Origin of the sequence: Actinoallomurus soli (genome assembly GCF_024055715.1) — a bacterium.
Taxonomy (GTDB): Bacteria; Actinomycetota; Actinomycetes; order Streptosporangiales; family Streptosporangiaceae; genus Actinoallomurus; species Actinoallomurus soli.
This window is the reverse complement of sequence record NZ_JAMXMV010000006.1, coordinates 418213-437454: the sequence shown is the minus strand read 5'-3', so window position 1 is coordinate 437454 and position 19242 is coordinate 418213. Positions and strand designations below refer to the sequence as shown.

Here is a 19242-nt window from a genome sequence, read left to right as displayed (position 1 = left end):
GATCATGGATCCGTTCGGCGACGACAGCCCGGTCTATGTCATCTCGGTGGCGGCCCAGCTGTCGGGGCTGCACCCGCAGACCCTCCGCACGTACGACCGGATGGGCCTCGTGTCCCCCGGTCGTACGGCCGGACGTGGGCGCCGCTACTCCATGCGGGACATCGTGATGCTCCGGGAGATCCAGCGGCTGTCCCAGGAAGAGGGCATCAACCTCGCCGGAATCAAGCACATCCTCGACCTCCAGCGCGAGTCCGAGACACTGCGCGCCGAGGTGGCACGCCTCCGGGCGATGGTCGAGGAGCTGAGCAACGAGCTGGAGTCCACGCGCGCCGTCGCGGCCCGGCTCGTCAAACTGAAGAACGGCCACGGTTCTGACACTGGAGCGGACCTCGTGCCGATCCGGCAGACCAGCGTGGTGCTGTGGCGATCTCGGGGGGAGGAATAAGTGGATTACAAGCTGACCCAGAAGAGCCAAGAGGCCGTCTCGGTCGCGGTCCGGCGGGCCTCGACCGAGGGGAACCCCCTGGTCGAGCCGGTGCACCTCCTGGTCGCGCTGCTCGGCCAGTCCGACGGCATCGCCGCGCCGCTGCTCGAGGCCGTCGGCGCGGACCCCCAGGCCATCCGCCGCCGCGCCGAGGAGCAGGTCGCCGCGCTGCCGAAGGCCGCCGGGTCCACCGTCAACGCGCCGGACACCTCCCGGCCGCTGCTCAAGGTGATCAACACCGCCGCCAACCGCGCCAAGCAGCTCGAGGACGAGTACGTCTCCACCGAGCACCTGCTCGTCGGCCTGGCCACCGACGGCGGCCCCGTCGCCACTCTCCTGAAGGAGAACGGCGCGACCCCCGACGCGCTGCTGGAGGCGTTCGAGAAGGTCCGCGGCCACGCGCGCGTCACCACCGAGAACCCCGAAGAGACCTACCAGGCACTGGAGAAGTACGGCGTCGACCTGACCGCGCAGGCCCGCGACGGCGGGCTCGACCCGGTCATCGGCCGCGACACCGAGATCCGCCGCGTCGTGCAGGTGCTGTCCCGCCGTACGAAGAACAACCCGGTCCTCATCGGCGAGCCCGGCGTCGGCAAGACGGCGGTCGTCGAGGGCCTGGCCCAGCGGATCGTCGCCGGCGACGTGCCGGAGACCCTGAAGAACAAGCGCCTCGTCTCCCTCGATCTGGGCGCGATGGTCGCGGGCGCGAAGTTCCGCGGCGAGTTCGAGGAGCGCCTCAAGGCCGTCCTGAACGAGATCAAGCAGAGCGACGGCCAGATCGTCACGTTCATCGACGAGCTGCACACGGTCGTCGGCGCGGGCGCCGCCGAAGGCGCCATGGACGCGGGCAACATGCTCAAGCCCATGCTGGCCCGCGGCGAGCTGCGGATGATCGGCGCGACCACGCTCGACGAGTACCGCGAGCGGATCGAGAAGGACCCGGCGCTGGAGCGGCGGTTCCAGCAGGTCTTCGTCGGCGAGCCGACGGTCGAGGACACCATCGCGATCCTGCGCGGCCTCAAGGGCCGGTACGAGGCGCACCACCAGGTGCAAATCTCCGACGCCGCGCTCGTGGCCGCCGCAGCGCTGTCCGACCGGTACATCACCGCGCGGTTCCTGCCGGACAAGGCCATCGACCTGGTCGACGAGGCCGCCTCCCGGCTCCGTATGGAGATCGACTCGCGGCCCGTCGAGATCGACGAGCTGCAGCGCTCGGTCGACCGGCTCAAGATGGAGGAGCTGGCTCTGGAGAAGGAGTCCGACGAGGCGTCCAAGCGCCGCCTCGAACGCCTCCGCGCCGAGCTGGCCGACAAGCAGGAGAGCCTGGGCGCCCTCAACGGCCGCTGGGAGCGGGAGAAGGCCGGGCTGAACAAGGTCGGTGAGCTGAAGAAGCGCATCGACGACCTGCGCGGCCAGGCCGAGCGCGCCCAGCGCGACGGCGACCTGGAGACCTCCGCCCGCCTCATGTACGGCGAGATCCCCGTCCTGGAGAAGCAGCTCGCCGAGGCGTCGGAGGCCGCCGAGACCCGCGAGACGATGGTCAAGGAGGAGGTCGGCGCCGACGACGTGGCCGAGGTCGTGTCGTCCTGGACCGGCGTCCCCGTCGGCCGGCTCCTCGAGGGCGAGACCAGCAAGCTGCTCCGCATGGAGGACGAGCTCGGCCGCCGCCTCATCGGGCAATCGGATGCCGTGAGGGCTGTTTCGGATGCCGTACGCCGGGCGCGGGCGGGCGTCTCCGACCCCGACCGGCCGACCGGATCGTTCCTGTTCCTCGGCCCGACCGGCGTCGGCAAGACGGAGCTGGCCAAGGCGCTCGCCGACTTCCTGTTCGACGACGAACGGGCGATGGTCCGCATCGACATGAGCGAGTACGCCGAGAAGCACTCGGTCGCCCGCCTCGTCGGCGCGCCTCCCGGCTACGTCGGCTACGAGGAGGGCGGCCAGCTCACCGAGGCGGTCCGCCGCCGGCCGTACTGCGTCGTGCTGCTGGACGAGGTCGAGAAGGCCCACCCCGAGGTCTTCGACATCCTGCTGCAGGTGCTCGACGACGGCCGCCTGACCGACGGCCAGGGCCGTACGGTGGACTTCCGCAACGTCATCCTGATCCTGACGTCGAACCTCGGCTCGCAGTTCCTGGTCGACCCGACCCTGGACAACGGAGCCAAGCGCGACGCCGTCATGACGACGGTACGGGCGAACTTCAAGCCCGAGTTCCTCAACCGGCTCGACGACGTCATCGTCTTCGACGCCCTGTCGACCGAGGAGCTCACGAAGATCGTCGACCTGCAGATCGACCGGCTGGCCCGCCGCCTCTCCGACCGGCGCCTGACGCTCACCGTCACCGACGCCGCCCGCGAGTGGCTGGCCCTGACCGGCTACGACCCGGCGTACGGCGCCCGTCCGCTCCGCCGCCTCGTACAGAGCGCGATCGGCGACCAGCTCGCCAAGGAGCTCCTGTCCGGCGAGATCAGCGACGGCGACGAGGTCATCGTCGATACCGACCTCGGCTCCGACACCCTCACCGTCAAGCCCGCCGTCACCGTCGCCTGACCGTCCGTCGTACCGAGGGGCCCGCGCGCAAGCCGGGCCCCTCGGCCATCCATGGCCTGGCCGCGCCTCCGGCGCGGCTCAGCGGCCCTCCGGGGTCACCAGGCCGATGTCATAAGCGAAGATCACGGCCTGCACCCGGTCACGTGCGCCGATCTTGGCCAGGACGCGTCCGACATGCGTCTTGACCGTCGACTCCGCCAGGACCAGGCGTTCGGCGATCTCCTTGTTGGTGCAGCCCTGGGCGATGCAGAGGAGAACGCCGCGTTCGCGCTCGGTCAGCGACCGCAGCCGCGGATCGGGTTCGCCGGCCGCTCCGGGGACCGGGAAGCGGTGCGCAAACCGGTCAAGGAGCCTCCGTGTCAGCGCCGGGGCCACGACGGCGTTCCCGTCGGCGACCGCGCGGATACCGGACAGCAGATCGTCCGGGAGCGCGTCCTTCACCAGAAAGCCGCTGGCCCCGGCCCGCAGCCCGGCGAAGGCGTATTCGTCCAGATCGAACGTGGTCAGGATGAGGACGCGGCTGCGGCCGCCGGACGCGATGATGCGACGGGTCGCCTCGACGCCGTCGAGGCCTGGCATGCGGACGTCCATCAGCACGACGTCAGGGCCCAGCTCCGCCGTCATCCGGACCGCTTCCGAGCCGCCGGTGGCCTCGCCGACGACGGTCATGTCGTCCTGGCTCTCGAGCAGCATCCGAAATCCGAATCGCTGCAGCGCCAGATCGTCGGCGATCACTACGGTGATCACCGGTCCCGCTCCCGGGGGAGCCATAGGTCGACGTGCCATCCCCCGGCAGGCAGCGGTCCCGCCCGCAGCCTGCCGTCGTACAGGGCCGCTCGCTCACGCATCCCCGTGAGCCCCTGACCGGCGCCACCGGCCTCGGTGCCGGCAGGGCCGCCGGTGTTCGTCACCGTGACCGTCACCCCTTCCGGATCGTGCCGTACTCGCACCCGCGTCACACAGCCCGGACCGGCGTGCTTGAGGACGTTCGTCAGCGATTCCTGCACCATGCGATAGATCATCAGCTGGTGCCCGGCGGACAGGGCGTGCGGGCTTCCCGTAGTCGTGTACCGGACGGTCAGCCCCGTGTCCCGCAACCGATCCAGCAGTTCGTCGAGGTCGGCCAGAGTGGGCTGCGGCGCCAGACCAGCCGGCCCCCGCGCCGGATCGTCGTCTCGGAGGACGCCCAGCACGCGCCGCAGTTCGTCCAGGGCCTGCCGACTGGTGTCGCTGATGGCCTCCAAGGCCTGTACGGCCCGGTCCGGGGCCTTGGCCGCGGCGAATCTCCCGCCGTCCGCGAGGCCGGCGATGACCGACAGATTGTGACCGATGATGTCGTGCATCTCACGGGCGACCGCGTTCCGCTCGGCCGCCGCCGCGAGACGGGCCTGCTGATCACGTTGTCGTTCCAGCAGGGTGGCCTTGTCCTCCAGCGCGGCGATCTCCTCCCGGCGGACGCGGACGAACAAGCCCAGCAGGAGGCTCGCGGCGCATGGCATGAGGCCGGTGAGGATCCGCAGGCCCAGGCCATCGCTCCGCCACCACATGACGTCCGCGGCGATGGCCGCGCCGGTCAGCAGCCCGCTCAAGGTCACCCGCGAGATCGCCGAACGCAGGGCCACTCCGTACAGGGCGACGCAAAGTCCCAGAGCGTTGGGCGGCACGGTCCCGTCCCCCAGGGAGAGCACGACCGGAACCGCCATGGCGAGCAGCACCCGGAAGGGGCGTCTGCGACGCCACGGCAGGGGAGCGACGAAGCTCAGCCACACCGCCCAACCCACGTACGACGCACCGAGGTAGGGACGCAGCGTGACCAGTGCCAGGGCGACCGGCAGCCCGACGTCCCACCACAGCGGGTGACGCGCGTCGACGGCGCGGACGAATCCGCAGACCCGGCGGACCCATCGGGCCGGCGCCGGCGTACGGGCCTCCGCGGCGGCCTCGGGACCATACCGCCTGGTCGGCCCGCGAACTTCGATCACGACGCCGACACTAGGAGGAACCATCTCCCTCGGCATCCGACCCTGGGCGCGAATCAGCAGGTCGGACCGGTACCAAAGTACGACGCACCGGGCCCTGCCCCTCTCCTGACCAGGCCGCGGACGGCCGGCGAGCCCACCTCGATGGCACCCACGTACCGCGCCGCGGTGAAAGGTCGGGCCCGCGGTGGGACGCCCGGTGCAGAAATCCGATCTAGCGTCGCCCTCATCAGTCCGGCCGAGACCGGGCTCGTGCTCACCACCCAGAACCCGAGGTGCCGATGCTCGTCGACCACAAACGAAAGACTCTCGCCGCGCTCGCGGTGGCCACGCTGACAACGGCGGCACCGGCAGGGGCCGCGCCGGCGGAGGCCGCCCGCCTCCATGGCAGAGCGGTCTCCCGTCAGGAAGCGACCGCGCCGTTGTACCTTCCGCCACCGACAGGCCCGCACCAGGTCGGCACGGCCTCGCTTCATCTCGTCGACGCCTCGCGCACCGACCCCCTGGGCGACGGGAAACGACCGCGGGAGCTGATGGTGCAACTGTGGTATCCCGCACGGGACACCGCGGGCCGCCCGGTGGCCCCGTACATGCCGCCCAAGGAGGCCGCCCAGCTCGAGGCCGATCATCATCTACCGCCGGGTGCGATCACCGCCGCGACCACCCACAGCCACGTCGACGCCCCGGTCGCGGGAACCCGGCACCCGGTGGTCCTGTTCTATCCCGGCTGGTGCTCGGACCGAACCGACACGACGTTCATCGACGAAGAGCTGGCCAGTCGCGGCTTCGTCGTCGCCGCGATGGCCAGTACGCACGAAGCGGCCGAGGTGGAGTTCCCCGACGGCCGACTCGTCACGGGCGACGCCGCACAGTGCGCCAGGGGCTCGGACGAGGAGAACGATCGCCTCTGGAATCGGCTGCAGGCCGTGCGCGTCCGCGACACGACCTTCGTACTCGACCAACTCTCCCGGATCTCCCACATGGCAAATCCGGACGCCGAGCGCCGCCCGCTGCCCACCGGCCTGGCAGACGCCCTGGACCTGCACCGGGTCGGAATGTTCGGCCACTCCCTGGGCGGCTCGACCACCGCTGAGGCCCTGCATGAGGACAAGCGCATCCGCGCCGGTGTCGACCTGGACGGATTGGTGATCGGTCCGGTCCAGGAGACCGGCCTGCGCCGCCCGTTCCTCGTGTTCGGCAGCGGCTGGCACGCACCCGGTGACGGCGCCGATCAGGATCCCACCTGGAGCGTATTCCTGCCGCGGCTACACGGCTGGCACCATTGGCTCCGCCTGGACGGCTCGGGCCATTACCGCTTCACCGACCTCGCCATCAACGCCCGCGCGTGGGGCCTGGACCAGCAGCTGCCCGCCGAGGCATGGCGCCTGGACTTCGGCGACATCGACGACCACCGTGCCCCGATCGTGGTACGCGCGTACACCGCCGCGTTCTTCGAGCATTTCCTCGCCCACCGGAGCGCCCCCATCCTCGATGGTCCCTCGCCGTCCTACCCGGAGGTCGAGTTCATGCGCTGAGCCCACGCGCCCCGCCGGAACGTCGAGCAGGAGTTCGCGATCGCGACGGCGTCGACTCAGTGGGCGGGAGGTGTGCGCGAGCGTCCAGCCTGCCGCAGTGGTGGATCAGGTTAAGGGCTGGGCCGGCTAAGGAAGTCCTGGATGATCGGATCAGGTTCCCCGGTCATCGGGTCCAGCCCTTGAAGCCACCGGCGTTGCTGTTCGCGCCAGTGGACGAACGGTGATGGGCGGCCCCAAAGTGAAAGGTCGCTGAGGGGGCACTCGTCGAACTCGGCCGTCATCAGCCTTCTGATGAAGTCGACCATGCCGCAGTCGAACATCGCCCAATACGGGTCGCCGTGCCGCCTGAATGCGACCACCGGCCATGTATCGGGGTCCGGGCCGGACATCAGCCAGCCGAGGTCATTGGCGTTAGTGTGAATCCCCCAGGCCAAGACGGCGTCCGATCCCAGTGATACTCCCGGTACCCCGCCCGCGTCCTCCCAGATGTAGCGCAAAGTCGGCGTATAGCCGCCGATGCTGTCCGGATCCCATTGCGGATACTCGACCGGGAGCGGGAGCAAGATGGACATCCCGTCTTCACCGATGCTCCCACCGCCGTAGGTGGCCATGAACGACTTGTAGTCGCTCGGCAGCCGGACGCCCAACGTCTCCTCGACCGCCGGCCAATTCAGTTGCTCGTCCACCCCGTGATCGGCGGGCATGATCTGAAGAAGCGCTTGGACAGCGGGATGCACGGACACAATCGTTCCTTTCCAGGATGGCCTGCTGACCCTAGCGGGACTTTCCAGCACCGGCCGCCCGCGTTCGTCGGCGTGCTCACCTCGGCGCAGGGACTCGGCGCCATCGCCGGTGGGCTCCGGGTCGCCCGGCTCATCGCGAGGGTCGGCGAGCTCACCGCGATCGCGATCGGCCTGGCGGCGGTCGGGCTCGGGAACGGCCTGTACGCCCTCCCGTCGCTGCCCGTCATCCTCATCGGCCTGGTGATCACCGGCGTGGGTCAGGCGACGACGGTCGTCGGATTCACCACCGTCATCCAGCGGCGTACGCCCGGGCCGCTGATCGGCCGGGTCTCCACCGCGGCCGAAACGCTGGTCACCGGACCGCAGACGGTCTCCATCGCCGCCGGCGCCGCCCTGGTCTCCGTCGTGGACTACCGGCTCCTGCTGATGATCGTCACAGCGGGCATGCTCACCGCCGCGGCGTATCTCTGGCCCGCCCGCCGCCTGTCCCCTGGTCCCTCCGGCGGACCGCCCGGTCGAGGTCGGCCGTCGACCGGCGTCACGTCGCCGGGTCGCCGGTGGCGCGGAGGACGCGGGCGCCGAGGGATCGCAGGTACTCGATGAGTTCCGGCGGTTCGTGCACGGTGAACTCGCAGCCGAGCATCGCGAGTCGCAGCGCGAGCCAGTCGAGCGTGTCGGCGTGGGTGCGCAGGCGGCAGGTGCGCGCGTCGACCGGTTCGACCGCACCAAGCCGGGACGCCGGCGCGTCGTCGGCCGGCAGGTGGAGGGTCACCAGGGCCCGGTAGGTCGGGACCACCGAGTGCAGCTTGCGGGTGACGTAGGCGGCCGCGTCCTCCTCGGGCGGCCGGCGCGGGGTGTTCGGCACGCCCGTCGGCCGCGGTCGCCGGACCCGGTCCATGCGGAAGATGCGCCAGTCCTCACGGCCGAGGTCGTACGCGACGAGGTACCAGCGGCGCCCGGCGGCGACCAGCCGGTACGGCTCCACGAGGCGGTCGGCGTCGGCGTCGGCGTCGGGATCCTCGCGGGCACGGTTCTCGCGGGCACGGTCCTCGCGGGACCGGTAGGCGAACCGCAGCCGCCGGTGGCTCGCCGCGGCGACGGCGACGGTCGTGAGGTCGTCCGGGTCGATGCTCGGACCGGCCTCGTCCAGCAGCGCGACGGTGGCGGCGTTGAGTGCGCCCACGCGGTGCCGGAGGCGCGACGGCAGCACCTGTTCCAGTTTGGTCAGAGCCCGCAGTGACGCCTCCGCCATGCCACCGACGGGATGCGCGGCGGCGGTGCTGAGGGCGACCGCGATGGCCACCGCCTCCTCGTCGTCGACGAGCAACGGTGGCATGGCCGTACCCGCGACGAGGCGGTATCCGCCCGCCGGGCCCATCGTGGCCTCGACCGGATAGCCGAGGTCGCGCAGCCGCTCGACGTCGCGCCGGACCGTACGCGGGCTGACGCCCATGCGCTCGGCGAGCTCGCTGCCCGGCCACTCGCGCGGAGTCTGCAGCAGGGACAGCAACGTCAGGAGGCGGGCCGCGGTCACGGCCGGAGTCTAGGACAGATTCCGACCTACATGCGGTCTAGCGTCGGTGGAAGTCGACGGCGGGCACCCCGCCGTACGGACCCGACCACGGAGGAGACGTGATGGGCGAAGAGATCCGGCCGTTCCGCATCGAGGTGCCGCAGGCCGACCTGGACGACCTGCGCGAGCGCCTGACCCGTACCCGCTGGCCCGCGCAACTGCCGGGCGAGGGGTGGAGCCGTGGAGTTCCGGTGGCCTACCTGAAGGACCTCGCCGCCTACTGGCGCGACGGCTACGACTGGCGCGCCCATGAGGCGAGACTGAACGGCTTCCCGCAGTTCATGACCACGATCGACGGTCAGGACGTGCACTTCCTGCACGTACGCTCACCGCACCCGGACGCGCTCCCGCTGATCCTCACGCACGGCTGGCCGAACTCGTTCGTCGAGTTCGTCGACCTGATCGGCCCGCTGACCGATCCCGGGGCGTACGGCGGCGACCCGGGCCAGGCGTTCCACGTCGTCGTGCCCTCGCTCCCCGGCTTCGGGTTCTCGGCGGCGCCGCGGGAGACGGGCTGGGACGTCACGCGGGTCGCCCGGCTCTGGGCGGCGCTGATGGCCCGTCTCGGTTACTCCCGGTACGGCGCGCAGGGCGGCGACCTCGGCGCGTACGTCACCCCGGCACTGGGGGCGGTCGATCCCGAGCACGTCGTCGGCGTGCACATCGACAGCGGTCTCGGAGTCCCCACCGAGGACGACCTGCCGGTGATGAGCGAGGCGGAACGGGAGATCTTCCGGCAGATGGCCGAGTGGGCCGGCGGCGTGGACCATCACGCGCTGCTGCGCGCCGCCCCGCAGACCTTCGCCTACGGGTGGCAGGACTCGCCGGTCGCCCTGCTGGCGTGGCTGACGCAGAAGTTCAAGGAGTTCGCCTACACGGTGGCCGTGCCGGAGGACGCCATCGACCGTGACCTGCTGCTGACCAACGTGACCTTGTACTGGCTGACGGGGACCTCGGGGTCGTCCTCATGGTTCATGTACGACAGCGCGCGGTTCGTCTGGCCGAAGGGCCAGTCCGCGGTTCCCACAGGCGTCTACAGCGGGCCGCCCGGGATCCGGCGCCTGGCCGAACGCGACAACGACATCGTCCACTGGGGCGAGAACCGTCCCCCGAGCAACCACTTCGTCGCCATGGAACTCCCCGACGTCCTCGCGGCGGACATCAGGGAGTACTTCGGCAGGCTCCGTTGACCCCCTCCATGGGGGAGACCGAAGCGCCGCCCGGTTCGGCGGCGCTTCGGTGGTGGGTCAGGGCAGGCGGGCGGTGAGGGTCAGGACTCGCGTCACCTGGCCGGCGGAGAAGTTGTCGTCGCTGATGAGGTGGATCCGGGCCCTGCGGAGGCCGGCGGAGGTGTCGACCTGGAGGCCCTCGTAGTTGTCCAGCAGGGGGTTGGTCTGCGGCTCGGGGCTGGTGGCGCCCAGCGTCGGGCAGTGGACCAGGTCGGAGACGAGCTCCTTGCGCACGATGGCGCGGGACGGCGCGGTGGAGAGGTTCGCGACCTTGCTCACGTCCGTCGCCCGGTCGGCGTCGCGCACGGCGTACAGCCGGATGGTGTTGCCCTTGGCCGCGTCGTAGGCCGCTTCGAGGACCAGCAGTCGGCCGTCACCGTACGCGGCGACGTCGGCGATGCGGTCGCCGGGGTCGACGCGGTAGCCGATCTGGCGGGTGAGCCGGTAGCCGTCGCCGTGGGCGCGGTACACCAGGATGCGCCGCCAGACGGCCTCGCCGGTGGCCGGCGCGTCCCCGCTGAGCGTGCCCTCCATCGCGGCGTACACGTGACGTCCGTCCGGGGAGATGCTGAGCCCCTCGAGGGTGGCGTTGACGGTCGCCTCACCGGCCGGGGCGACCTGGAAGCGCGCCGGGACCTCGAGCGAGCCGCGTTCCCGGCCCTTGCGGTCGAAGACGCGGACCGACGGCTCGGTCTCCGAGCTGACCAGGAAGTTCCCGTTCGGGAGGACGGCGACGCCCTCGCCGTCGAAGTTGTTCCCGTCGTAGGGGGTGCCGTCCGGCTTGGTGAGCCCGAGGATGCCGGTGACCTTGGGCGCGCTGGTGTCGCGGAAGAAGAAGAGCCGGGCGGGCTGGGTGCCGCTGTGGTCCTCCACGGTCACGTACCCGCGGGTGCGCCGGTCGTAGGCGATGGCCGACAGTCCGCCGACCTCGATCCCGTCGAACACGGCCTTGTTCAGTGCGTCGCTGTAGCCGACCGCCGTGGCCGCGGGAGGGCAGGTGGCGGTCGTACGGGCCGCAGGGGCCGGCGTGGCGGCGTACGCGGCTCCGGGGGCCGCCAGGGTTCCGACGACCGCGACGGGAGCGACCACCGTGGCGATACGGCGAGCGGCACGACGGGTGACGCGTTGCATCATGGGGAGCTTTCCCTCGGGTAACAGAAGATCACTTCACTGGTACGCCGCATAGTTGATCACATCGGGATGAACGGCGTCCGGCCGACCGCTTACCGCCGTGGGACGCCGCCCCCTGGTGGACGTGGCGGCCGAGTCGCGATAGTCCGTACAGTCATGACACGAATTGTGCTCGGGCCGATGCTGCGGCACGTCGGTCTCCGTACGGCGACGGTGTGGGTGGAGACCGACCGGCCGTGCGAGGTCCGCGTCCTCGATGCCACCGCTCGGACCTTCACCGTCCACGGGCACCACTACGCGCTCGTGGACGTCGAGGGTCTCCAGCCCGGCTCGGACGCCCCATACGACGTACTGCTCGACGGCGAGCGGGCGTGGCCGGAGGCCGGAGACCCGCCCGGCCGCATCCGCACCCGTACGGCCGATGAGGCGCGGCGGTTCGCGGTCGGATCGTGCCGGGTCGCGCCCGCCTCGGTGGAGTCGCACGGCTTCGACCTGCTGGCGGTCTACGCACGGCGGCTCATGGCGGGCGAGGAGCCGCCCGACGAGCTGCTGCTCATCGGCGACCAGGTGTACGCCGACGAGACGGGGCCGGAGATCCGGAGGTTCATCGCCGCGCGCCGCGACATCGAGCAGCCGCCGTACGGCGAGATCGCGGACTTCGAGGAGTACGCGGAGCTGTACCGGCTCGCCTGGGGTGAGGACCCCCTCGTACGGTGGCTGCTGGCCACGGTGCCCAGCTCGATGATCTTCGACGATCACGACATCCGCGACGACTGGAACACCTCCGAGACCTGGCGGCGGCATATGCACGACCGGCCCTGGTGGCGGAAGCGGATCACCGGCGGGCTCGGCGCGTACTGGGTCTACCAGCACCTGGGCAACCTGTCCCCGGCGGAGCGCGCCGCCGATCCTCTCTATCGGCAGGTCCTCGCCGCCGACGGCGACGCGGGCCCGCTCGTGGACGAGTTCGCCGAACGCGCCGACCGGGAGCCGGCGGGAGTCCGGTGGAGTTACGTCCACGACCACGGACGGACGAGGGTCGTGGTGGTGGACAGCCGGTGCGGGCGGGTGCTGCGCGACGGCGAGCGGGCCATGCTCGACGACGCGGAGCACGCCTGGCTCGACGAGCAGTGCCGCGCGGACGTCGACCATCTCATCGTCGTGACGTCCCTGCCGTTCCTGCTGCCGACCGCGATCCACGACATCGAGGCGTGGAACGAGGCGGTCGCGGGCGGCGCGTGGGGCCGGTGGGCGGCGGGTCTCGGTGAGCGGCTCCGGCAGGGCGCCGACCTGGAGCACTGGGCGGCGTTCCAGCGGTCGTTCCGTGCGGTGGCGAACACCCTGCTCGACGTCGCGAACGGGCCGCAGCCGCCCGCGAGCATCACGCTCGTCTCCGGCGACGTCCACTTCTCCTACCTCGCCAGAGTGCGGGGCACCCGGACGCCGATCTCCCAGGTCGTGTGCTCGCCGCTGCGCAACCCGCTCGTGGGCCGGTTCAGGATGGTCAACAAGGCGGCCTGCCGCCGCCTCGGCGACCTGCCCGTACGGGCGCTGGCGCGGCTCGCCGGGGTACGGACGCCGCCGCTGCGCTGGCGGCTGACCGACGGGCCGTGGTTCGACAACGCGCTGGCGACCGTGCGGGTCGACGGGCGCGCGGCCTCCGTCCGCTGGGACTCCGCCGACGCCGAGGACCGCCTCCGCGAGCTCGGCCGGGCCCGGCTGACGTGAGCCGAAGCCGGACCCCCGGCGCGCCGGCGTCAGGCGTGAGCCGGAGCAGCCATGGGCCGAGGTGAGCCGGGGTCGGCGGACCGTGGTGAACCGAGGTCAGCGGAACTGCTCGTCGGGCGCCTCGTCGGTCTTCTTCAGCAGGTCGTCGAGCAGCGCGTCGTACTCGTCCTCCGGGCGGCCGAGGTCGAGCCGGCAGCGGTAGCGGATCCGCAGCAGCCCCTCCAGGGCGTCCGGGTCGGTCGACCGGGCGATGTCCGCGCCCTCGGTGGACCAGTCGTGCGCGCCGACCAGGTCGCCCTGCTCGTGCAGCAGTTCGGCGACGGCGCGGAAGACCTCCGGGTCCTTCGGGTTGTCGGCGCGCACCTGGTCGATCAGTGCCCGGGCCTCGTCGGTGCGCTGGAGCTCGAAGAGAGCACCGGCGAGGTAGATGCGCGGGTCGCCGTAGGTCTCTCCGCCGTCCTCGAGCGCGCCGCGATACGCCTCCGCGGCCTTCTCGTGGTCCCCGGCGTGCTGCCACTGTTCACCGGCACGCAGCAACAGACCGGCGCGGGAGACGCCGCCTGAGACCGTATCGGCCAGTTGGATGAACCGTGTCGCCGCAGCGGCGTGATCACCGGTGCGGAGAGTCTCGAACTCGAGGTCATCGAGGTCGTCTTCGGTCACATGCGTCACCTTCTAGACGCTACCCGGCGTACCTGCTGCGAATCTGGTCAATTGGGATGATCGTTCGACCAGAACCGGGCCGGGCCGGCCCGGCCGGTACAGAACGTTACCGTGCTCAGCTGCGCCGCGAGCGTTCCAGCGCGTCCCAGAAGCCGCGTCGCAACGCGTGGCGCACTTCGTCGTGCAGCAGGAAGTCGATCGGCAGGGACGAGCCCTGCAGCAGTCGCGCCTCCAGGTCCGAGGGCATCCGCGGCTTGCGCGCCAGCACCGCCTCCAGCCACAGGGCGGGCGCGTCGCGGGCCACCGACTCGCCGAATTCCTGGCCCTCCTTGTGCGCCGCCTTCACGGCGTCGGCCAGGGTCGGGGTGGACTGCTGCACCGGCGTCGGGGTGATCTGCTGCGGGCCGGTGTACGGGCCGACCGGCTGCTGGGGGTACTGCGGGCCGCTGTTGTTGCCGGTCGCCGGGGAGCCGGCCGTCGGCACCGAGGGCGTCGACGGCGTCGGGGCCGAGTGCGTGGGCGCCGAGCGCAGCGGCGGCGTGGGCGTGCTCGGCTGGCCGGGGCTGGAGTGGCGCCCCAGGCTCGACGAGGTGCTGCTGCTCGTGGAGGAACCGAGCGACGGCGACGCGGTGATCGGCGTGCTCGGCGGCGCGGCGCCGTGCTGCGGGGACGGCCGGAGCGGGGTCAGGGCGCCGCCCGAGCCGTTCGACGACGCGCCGTTGGCCAGCGGCGAGGACGAGGTGTCCACACCGGCCACCAGGTTGACGTACGGCCGGAGGTGACCGGAGCCGATCTCGATGAGGTCGTCGCACTCCTGCCGGAGCACCCGGGAGATCGTCCAGTTGCCGTCGACGGCCACGTGGACGACCGTGACCCGGACGCCGAGGTCCTGCGCGTCGGCGATCACCTGGGCGAGGTCCTCGTCGCCGCTGACGATGACGGCGTCGGCCACCCCGCCGTTGCGGGCGAGCGTCATCAGGTCACGGTGGATCTCGGTGTCGACGCCCTCGCGGCGGCCCGGGCGGATGCGGGACAGCCGGAGCTTGATGCCCGGGAGGTCGGCCAGCGCGTCGTGCTCCGGCGTGCGGCGGCCCTCGACCGTCGCCTCGTACCAGTAGCAGCGCAGCAGGGGCAGGCCGGTGCGCTCTCGGGCGAGGTTGCCGAGGAGCTGCAGCAGGCCCGCGAAGTCCCACGAAACGGATTCGCGACGGCGGGTTCCGTGCACCGCCATCGCGCCGTCGGCCAGCAGATAGCCGGCATCTACGAACAGCGCACAGCGATCCACGCGACACCGCCCCTTTCTCGGCACGAGACCCTATTTCAGAGACCCACGGGTGAGCTTTCGAGCCGGCGAGCGACCTCGGGCACTACAGCGTAGTGAAGTCCGTCGTCGGCGTCGGCCGATCCAGCGATTGGCCGCTCCTGCAGATTATGGGGGAAATGTGGCTTCCCGAACCCGGGCGGCCGTGCTCCTTCCGCGTGTCGGCGTTGACTCGGTCGCTCGCCACTGTATGACGGGCGCTGCCGCGACATGGCTGACTTGGAAAGACCATCGGACCCGGGCGTCCGATGGGCGACGGTACCACCCGCTTCAGGCAGGGGGAACACCGTGCGTCTCTCCCCCGACGGACACAGTGATCACCCCTTGCGGACAGCACTTTCGGGCGCGCTCGCTCCGCGTGTCGCGGCGCTTCGGCGGCCTGCACGGAGGATCCTTCGCCGCCCTCTTCCGAGGCCGACGCGGAGGGCACCCCCCGGCGGCCCGCGAGGAACCTTTGCGTCCCTCAGAGGCCGACGCGGAGGACACCTCCCCGCGGCCGGCGGCAGAGGACCCTCCGCCGCAGGATCAGAGGGCCGCGATCAGCTCGGTGAGGGCGCGGGCGGTCGCCTCGGGATCGGTGACGGCGGCGAAGTGCCCGCCGGGGCTCGCGGCGACCGTCCAGCCGCGCAGCCTCGCCTGCGCGGCCTGCCGCTCGTACGCCTCGGAGGTGCGCAGGTATCCGCACGGCGCGTCGGGCCAGTCCTGCGGCATCGGCAGCGGCTCCGCGAAGAACTCCTCGTCGCGGGGGCGCGGGGTCACCCCGGCGGGCGGTTCCTCGTCGGGGAGGCGCCCGCCGTTCTTCAACGCCGCCGCGAGCTCCGGTCCGAACGCCTCCGCCTGGTCCAGGCGGCTCGACCCCGCGGGCGGTGGGAGCTCCGCGTCGACGAAGACGTACCCGCCGACCAGGCGGTGCGCCGCGCGCTGGGCGGCGCCGACCGGCGGCAGGAGCGGGCCGGCGCCGCCGTGGCCGACCAGGACGACGGGCGGCCGCACGCCCGCCCTGGTGATCTCCAGCGCCGCGCGGGCGACGTAACGGCCCGCGTACGGCGGGCGGTCATCGTCGGTGATCTCCGGCACCACGACGTCGTACGGTCCGAGGTCCTCCGCCAGGGCGCCCCAGGCGGACGCGGTGGTCAGCGGGCTGTGCAGCAGAACGATGGTGCCGGGTTCCATGGATAGAGTCTTGCCTATGACGGATCGTGACGATCTCCTGGCCGAGATCAAGAGCAAGGCCGTGGTCCACGGCAGGGTGGTCCTGTCGTCCGGCCAGGAGGCCGACTTCTACGTCGACCTGCGCCGCGTGACCCTCGACGGGCGCGCCGCGCCGCTCGTCGGGCGGGCGATGCTCGACCTCACCGAGGACCTCGGCTACGAGGCGGTCGGCGGGCTGACGCTCGGCGCCGATCCGGTGGCCACCGCGATGCTGCACGCCGCCGCCGCGCGCGGCCGGCGGCTGGACGCGTTCGTGGTCCGCAAGGCGGGCAAGGCGCACGGGCTGCAGCGGCGCGTCGAAGGGCCCGACGTCGCCGGACGGCGGGTGCTCGCCGTGGAGGACACCTCCACGACCGGCAACTCGGTCCTGACCGCGGTCGAGGCGCTGCGCGAGGCCGGCGCCGAGGTCGTCGGCGTGGCCACCATCGTCGAGCGCGGCGCGGGGCCGCGCATCGCCGAGACGGGGCTGGAGTACCGCTCGGTCTTCACCCTGGACGACCTCGGGCTCGGCTGACGCCGGCCTCGCCGGCCACGGGGCGAGCGGCCTCGACGGCGATGGGCGCGGCGGTCACCGCCCCGGCCGACCGGGGTACCCGGATTTCGGGCGTCGTGGGATCCGGCTGGAGCGTGCCACGAGGCGCCGGGCGGGCGCCCCTACTGCTGTCTGGCCGGCGCGTGGTAGGTGCGCTGCTGGCCGCGGCGGCCCTTCGGCTGCTGCTGCCCGTTGACGACGACGCTGACCGTGCTCGCGTCGTCGACCTGCAGGATCAGCCGGGTGCCGGTGTATCGCCGGCGCTCGCCGCGGCTCAGCGCGCCGTGAGCGATGACGTCGGTGGCGCTCGGACCGGCGACATAGATCTGGCACTGGGACGCCAGGCACTGAACGTCGATCTCGTTGCCGGACTGGGCGCTCGGCGCGCTCCGCTTCGACTTGCCCGCGTCGGTGGGGGCGGCGGCGCTGGAGGACGGCTCGGGCGTGGAGGACGCCGTCTTGGACGCGTCCTTGGAGAGCGCCCCCCAGAGCGACACGCCGCCGACTATCACGAGACCCAGCGCCAAGGTGACGGCGAGGACCGCGATGGCTATGCGCGCGAGACCCATGGGGTCTGATCGGTGACGTCCCACAGGGGGAGGTTAGCGATATCCGGGACCGTCAGCGACGGTGACGGCCAGATGGCATCGCCGTCTTTCGCCCGTCGCCGTTCTGGCCGGGCTTCTTGGGACCTCTGATGATCTCGCGGATCACCGGGATGACCGAGAGGATCACGGCCACGGCCACGACGGGGAGGATGTACTTGTCGATCCCCTTGACCCGGTCGCCGAGGAACCGGCCGAGCAGGATGATCGCCTCCGTCCAGACGACGCCGCCGATGACGTTGAAGACGAAGAAGCGGCCCGCGGACATCTCCAGCATCCCGGCGAGCGGGTTGAGGAAGGTGCGTACGACCGGGGCGAAGCGGGCGAGCACGACGGCCTTGGCCGGGCCGAACTTGTTGAAGTAGTGCTCGGCCTTCTCGACGTGGTCCTGCCGGAAGAGCCGCGAGTCGGGTCGGTCGAACAGCTTCCGGCCATATCTCGCGCCGAGGAAGTGCCCGACCTGTGCCCCCGCGATCGCGCAGATCGGCGCGCCGATCAGGAGCACCGGGAGCGGAAGGGGCGAGATGCCGGCGTGGTGGGCGGCGGCCGTCGTGGTGAAGACGCCCGCGGTCACCAGCAGCGTGTCACCGGGCAGGAAGAACCCGATGAGCAGGCCGGTCTCGGCGAAGATTACGGCGAGGATGCCGACAAGCCCGAACGTCGCGATGACGGACTTGGGATCCAGGATGTTCACGGCGAGTGCCACGGCCTGAGCGTACCGGTAGGCGTGCCCTGTCCGGGCCGCACGTGAATTTCGAGATACTGGAGTCGATCCGGCCGGGAGCCATGCCCAAGGAAGGAAGAGCCATGCCCATCGCAACCCCTGAGGTATACGCGGAGATGCTCGATCGGGCAAAGCGTCAGGGCTTCGCCTACCCCGCGATCAACGTCACCTCGAGCCAGACGCTGAACGCCGCCCTGCGCGGGTTCGCCGAGGCGGAGAGCGACGGGATCATCCAGGTCTCGACCGGCGGCGCGGAGTTCCTCTCCGGCACCACCGTGAAGGACATGGTGACGGGTGCCACGGCGCTCGCGGAGTACGCGCGCGTGGTCGCCGAGAAGTACCCGGTCCAGATCGCGCTGCACACCGACCACTGCCCGAAGAACAAGCTCGACGGCTTCATGAAGCCGCTGATCAAGATCTCGCAGGAGCGGGTGGCCCGCGGTGAGGAGCCGCTGTTCCAGTCGCACATGTGGGACGGCTCGGCCGTTCCGCTCGAGGAGAACCTCCAGATCGCGGCCGAGCTCATCGAGGAGTGCGCGAAGGCCCGCGTGATCATGGAGATGGAGATCGGTGTCGTCGGCGGCGAGGAGGACGGCGTCGTCGGCGAGATCAACGAAAAGCTCTACACCACGCCGGGCGACGCCCTGGCCACGGTCGAGGCCGTGGGTCTCGGCGAGAAGGGCCGCTACCTTCTCGCCGCGACGTTCGGCAACGTGCACGGCGTCTACAAGCCGGGTCACGTGAAGCTGCGGCCGGAGGTCCTGAAGGAGATCCAGGAGGTCGTCGGCGAGCGGTATGGCAAGGAGAAGCCCTTCGACCTGGTCTTCCACGGCGGCTCCGGCTCCACGCTGGAGGAGATCCGGGAGGCGGTGTCGTACGGCGTGGTGAAGATGAACATCGACACCGACACGCAGTACGCCTTCACCCGGCCGGTCGCCGACCACATGTTCAAGAACTACGACGGCGTCCTGAAGGTCGACGGCGAGGTCGGCAACAAGAAGGCCTACGACCCGCGTGCGTACGGCAAGGCCGCCGAGGCGGGCATGGCCGCGCGCGTCGTCGAGGCCTGCGAGCACCTCCTCTCCCAGGGCACCAAGATCAAGTAAGGATCCCCGGAGCGAACGAGCGGGGACGGCCGGCGAAGGCCGCCGTCCCCGTCCGTTCGGAGGCCGGAAGGGCGTCGCCGGACTCGCCGCCGCGGCCGCGCGCTTACTTTCCGCTGATCTACCGTCT

The 19242-nt window shown here is 71.3% G+C and carries 18 protein-coding genes; 8 read left to right on the top strand and 10 right to left on the bottom strand.

Features of this window, described 5'->3' with window-relative positions:
* The first annotated feature begins 4 nt into the window (after positions 1-4).
* Both NDW01_RS18690 and clpB read left to right on the top strand, forming a co-directional pair.
* Positions 5-445 carry a heat shock protein transcriptional repressor HspR gene (locus NDW01_RS18690; protein ID WP_252783903.1) on the top strand — a complete coding sequence of 147 codons (441 nt, stop codon included), beginning with the start codon at positions 5-7 and terminating at the stop codon, positions 443-445.
* On the top strand, positions 446-3034 hold the full coding sequence (clpB, locus tag NDW01_RS18685; protein ID WP_252822215.1) for an ATP-dependent chaperone ClpB: 2589 nt from the start codon (positions 446-448) through the stop codon (positions 3032-3034). It abuts the gene before it with no gap.
* Positions 3035-3112: 78 nt separating this feature from the next.
* Here clpB and NDW01_RS18680 read toward each other — a convergent pair whose 3' ends face one another.
* Both NDW01_RS18680 and NDW01_RS43865 read right to left on the bottom strand, forming a co-directional pair.
* Positions 3113-3781 carry a response regulator gene (locus NDW01_RS18680; protein WP_252822213.1) on the bottom strand — a complete coding sequence of 223 codons (669 nt, stop codon included), beginning with the start codon at positions 3779-3781 and terminating at the stop codon, positions 3113-3115.
* Positions 3778-5016, bottom strand: coding sequence for a sensor histidine kinase (locus NDW01_RS43865; RefSeq protein WP_252822211.1), 1239 nt, complete (start codon positions 5014-5016; stop codon positions 3778-3780). Before NDW01_RS43865 ends, NDW01_RS18680 begins: the two co-directional genes overlap by 4 nt.
* 278 nt (positions 5017-5294) lie before the next feature.
* On the opposite strand from NDW01_RS43865, the gene NDW01_RS18670 reads away from it, so the two are divergent.
* On the top strand, positions 5295-6548 hold the full coding sequence (locus NDW01_RS18670) for an alpha/beta hydrolase family protein (RefSeq protein ID WP_252822209.1): 1254 nt from the start codon (positions 5295-5297) through the stop codon (positions 6546-6548).
* A 110-nt stretch (positions 6549-6658) separates the two neighbouring features.
* Here the strand turns inward: NDW01_RS18670 and NDW01_RS18665 are convergent, their stop codons facing one another.
* Entirely contained in the window at positions 6659-7291 is a 633-nt protein-coding gene (locus tag NDW01_RS18665) for an SMI1/KNR4 family protein (protein ID WP_252822208.1), read from the bottom strand.
* A gap of 72 nt (positions 7292-7363) precedes the next feature.
* On the opposite strand from NDW01_RS18665, the gene NDW01_RS18660 reads away from it, so the two are divergent.
* The gene (locus NDW01_RS18660) at positions 7364-7894 is read left to right on the top strand and encodes an MFS transporter (RefSeq protein WP_252822206.1); all 531 of its coding nucleotides are present in this window, start codon (positions 7364-7366) and stop codon (positions 7892-7894) included.
* Here the strand turns inward: NDW01_RS18660 and NDW01_RS18655 are convergent.
* Complete coding sequence (locus NDW01_RS18655; RefSeq protein ID WP_252822203.1) at positions 7830-8825, bottom strand: helix-turn-helix transcriptional regulator; 996 nt, start codon at positions 8823-8825, stop codon at positions 7830-7832. The genes NDW01_RS18660 and NDW01_RS18655 overlap by 65 nt on opposite strands.
* A gap of 101 nt (positions 8826-8926) precedes the next feature.
* On the opposite strand from NDW01_RS18655, the gene NDW01_RS18650 reads away from it, so the two are divergent.
* On the top strand, positions 8927-10054 hold the full coding sequence (locus NDW01_RS18650) for an epoxide hydrolase family protein (RefSeq protein WP_252822201.1): 1128 nt from the start codon (positions 8927-8929) through the stop codon (positions 10052-10054).
* 57 nt (positions 10055-10111) lie between these two features.
* Here NDW01_RS18650 and NDW01_RS18645 read toward each other — a convergent pair whose 3' ends face one another.
* A complete protein-coding gene (locus tag NDW01_RS18645; protein WP_252822199.1) occupies positions 10112-11227 on the bottom strand; it encodes an esterase-like activity of phytase family protein in 1116 nt (371 codons plus the stop codon).
* 153 nt (positions 11228-11380) lie between these two features.
* Here NDW01_RS18645 and NDW01_RS18640 point away from each other — a divergent pair, with 153 nt between their 5' ends.
* Complete coding sequence (locus tag NDW01_RS18640; protein WP_252822197.1) at positions 11381-12952, top strand: alkaline phosphatase D family protein; 1572 nt, start codon at positions 11381-11383, stop codon at positions 12950-12952.
* A 96-nt stretch (positions 12953-13048) separates the two neighbouring features.
* Here NDW01_RS18640 and NDW01_RS18635 read toward each other — a convergent pair whose 3' ends face one another.
* From NDW01_RS18635 to NDW01_RS18625, 3 genes are all read right to left on the bottom strand, one after another.
* Complete coding sequence (locus tag NDW01_RS18635) at positions 13049-13615, bottom strand: tetratricopeptide repeat protein (RefSeq protein WP_252822196.1); 567 nt, start codon at positions 13613-13615, stop codon at positions 13049-13051.
* 115 nt (positions 13616-13730) lie between these two features.
* Positions 13731-14900, bottom strand: a complete 1170-nt coding sequence (locus NDW01_RS18630; RefSeq protein WP_252822194.1) for an NYN domain-containing protein — start codon at positions 14898-14900, stop codon at positions 13731-13733.
* Positions 14901-15461: 561 nt separating this feature from the next.
* Entirely contained in the window at positions 15462-16109 is a 648-nt protein-coding gene (locus NDW01_RS18625) for an alpha/beta fold hydrolase (RefSeq protein WP_252822192.1), read from the bottom strand.
* 16 nt (positions 16110-16125) lie between these two features.
* Between NDW01_RS18625 and pyrE the strand changes: the two genes are divergently transcribed.
* Positions 16126-16662 carry an orotate phosphoribosyltransferase gene (pyrE, locus tag NDW01_RS18620; RefSeq protein ID WP_252822189.1) on the top strand — a complete coding sequence of 179 codons (537 nt, stop codon included), beginning with the start codon at positions 16126-16128 and terminating at the stop codon, positions 16660-16662.
* Between the two features lie 140 nt (positions 16663-16802).
* Here the strand turns inward: pyrE and NDW01_RS18615 are convergent, their stop codons facing one another.
* Positions 16803-17249: a hypothetical protein gene (locus tag NDW01_RS18615; RefSeq protein ID WP_252822187.1), complete on the bottom strand. Its 447-nt coding sequence runs from the start codon at positions 17247-17249 to the stop codon at positions 16803-16805.
* A 52-nt stretch (positions 17250-17301) separates the two neighbouring features.
* On the bottom strand, positions 17302-17991 hold the full coding sequence (locus NDW01_RS18610) for a DedA family protein (protein WP_252822185.1): 690 nt from the start codon (positions 17989-17991) through the stop codon (positions 17302-17304).
* A 101-nt stretch (positions 17992-18092) separates the two neighbouring features.
* Here NDW01_RS18610 and fbaA point away from each other — a divergent pair, with 101 nt between their 5' ends.
* Positions 18093-19115, top strand: coding sequence for a class II fructose-bisphosphate aldolase (fbaA, locus tag NDW01_RS18605; protein ID WP_252822183.1), 1023 nt, complete (start codon positions 18093-18095; stop codon positions 19113-19115).
* Positions 19116-19242 lie beyond the last annotated feature (127 nt).

Excerpts from the sequence above, each read along its gene's own strand:
- NDW01_RS18690 (WP_252783903.1), top strand. The coding sequence starts at position 5 with ATGGATCCGTTCGGCGACGACAGCCCGGTCTATGTCATCTCGGTGGCG.
- NDW01_RS18670 (WP_252822209.1), top strand. The coding sequence starts at position 5,295 with ATGCTCGTCGACCACAAACGAAAGACTCTCGCCGCGCTCGCGGTGGCC.
- NDW01_RS18650 (WP_252822201.1), top strand. The coding sequence starts at position 8,927 with ATGGGCGAAGAGATCCGGCCGTTCCGCATCGAGGTGCCGCAGGCCGAC.
- NDW01_RS18645 (WP_252822199.1), bottom strand. The coding sequence starts at position 11,227 with ATGATGCAACGCGTCACCCGTCGTGCCGCTCGCCGTATCGCCACGGTG.
- NDW01_RS18640 (WP_252822197.1), top strand. The coding sequence starts at position 11,381 with ATGACACGAATTGTGCTCGGGCCGATGCTGCGGCACGTCGGTCTCCGT.
- NDW01_RS18625 (WP_252822192.1), bottom strand. The coding sequence starts at position 16,109 with ATGGAACCCGGCACCATCGTTCTGCTGCACAGCCCGCTGACCACCGCG.
- pyrE (WP_252822189.1), top strand. The coding sequence starts at position 16,126 with ATGACGGATCGTGACGATCTCCTGGCCGAGATCAAGAGCAAGGCCGTG.
- NDW01_RS18615 (WP_252822187.1), bottom strand. The coding sequence starts at position 17,249 with ATGGGTCTCGCGCGCATAGCCATCGCGGTCCTCGCCGTCACCTTGGCG.
- fbaA (WP_252822183.1), top strand. The coding sequence starts at position 18,093 with ATGCCCATCGCAACCCCTGAGGTATACGCGGAGATGCTCGATCGGGCA.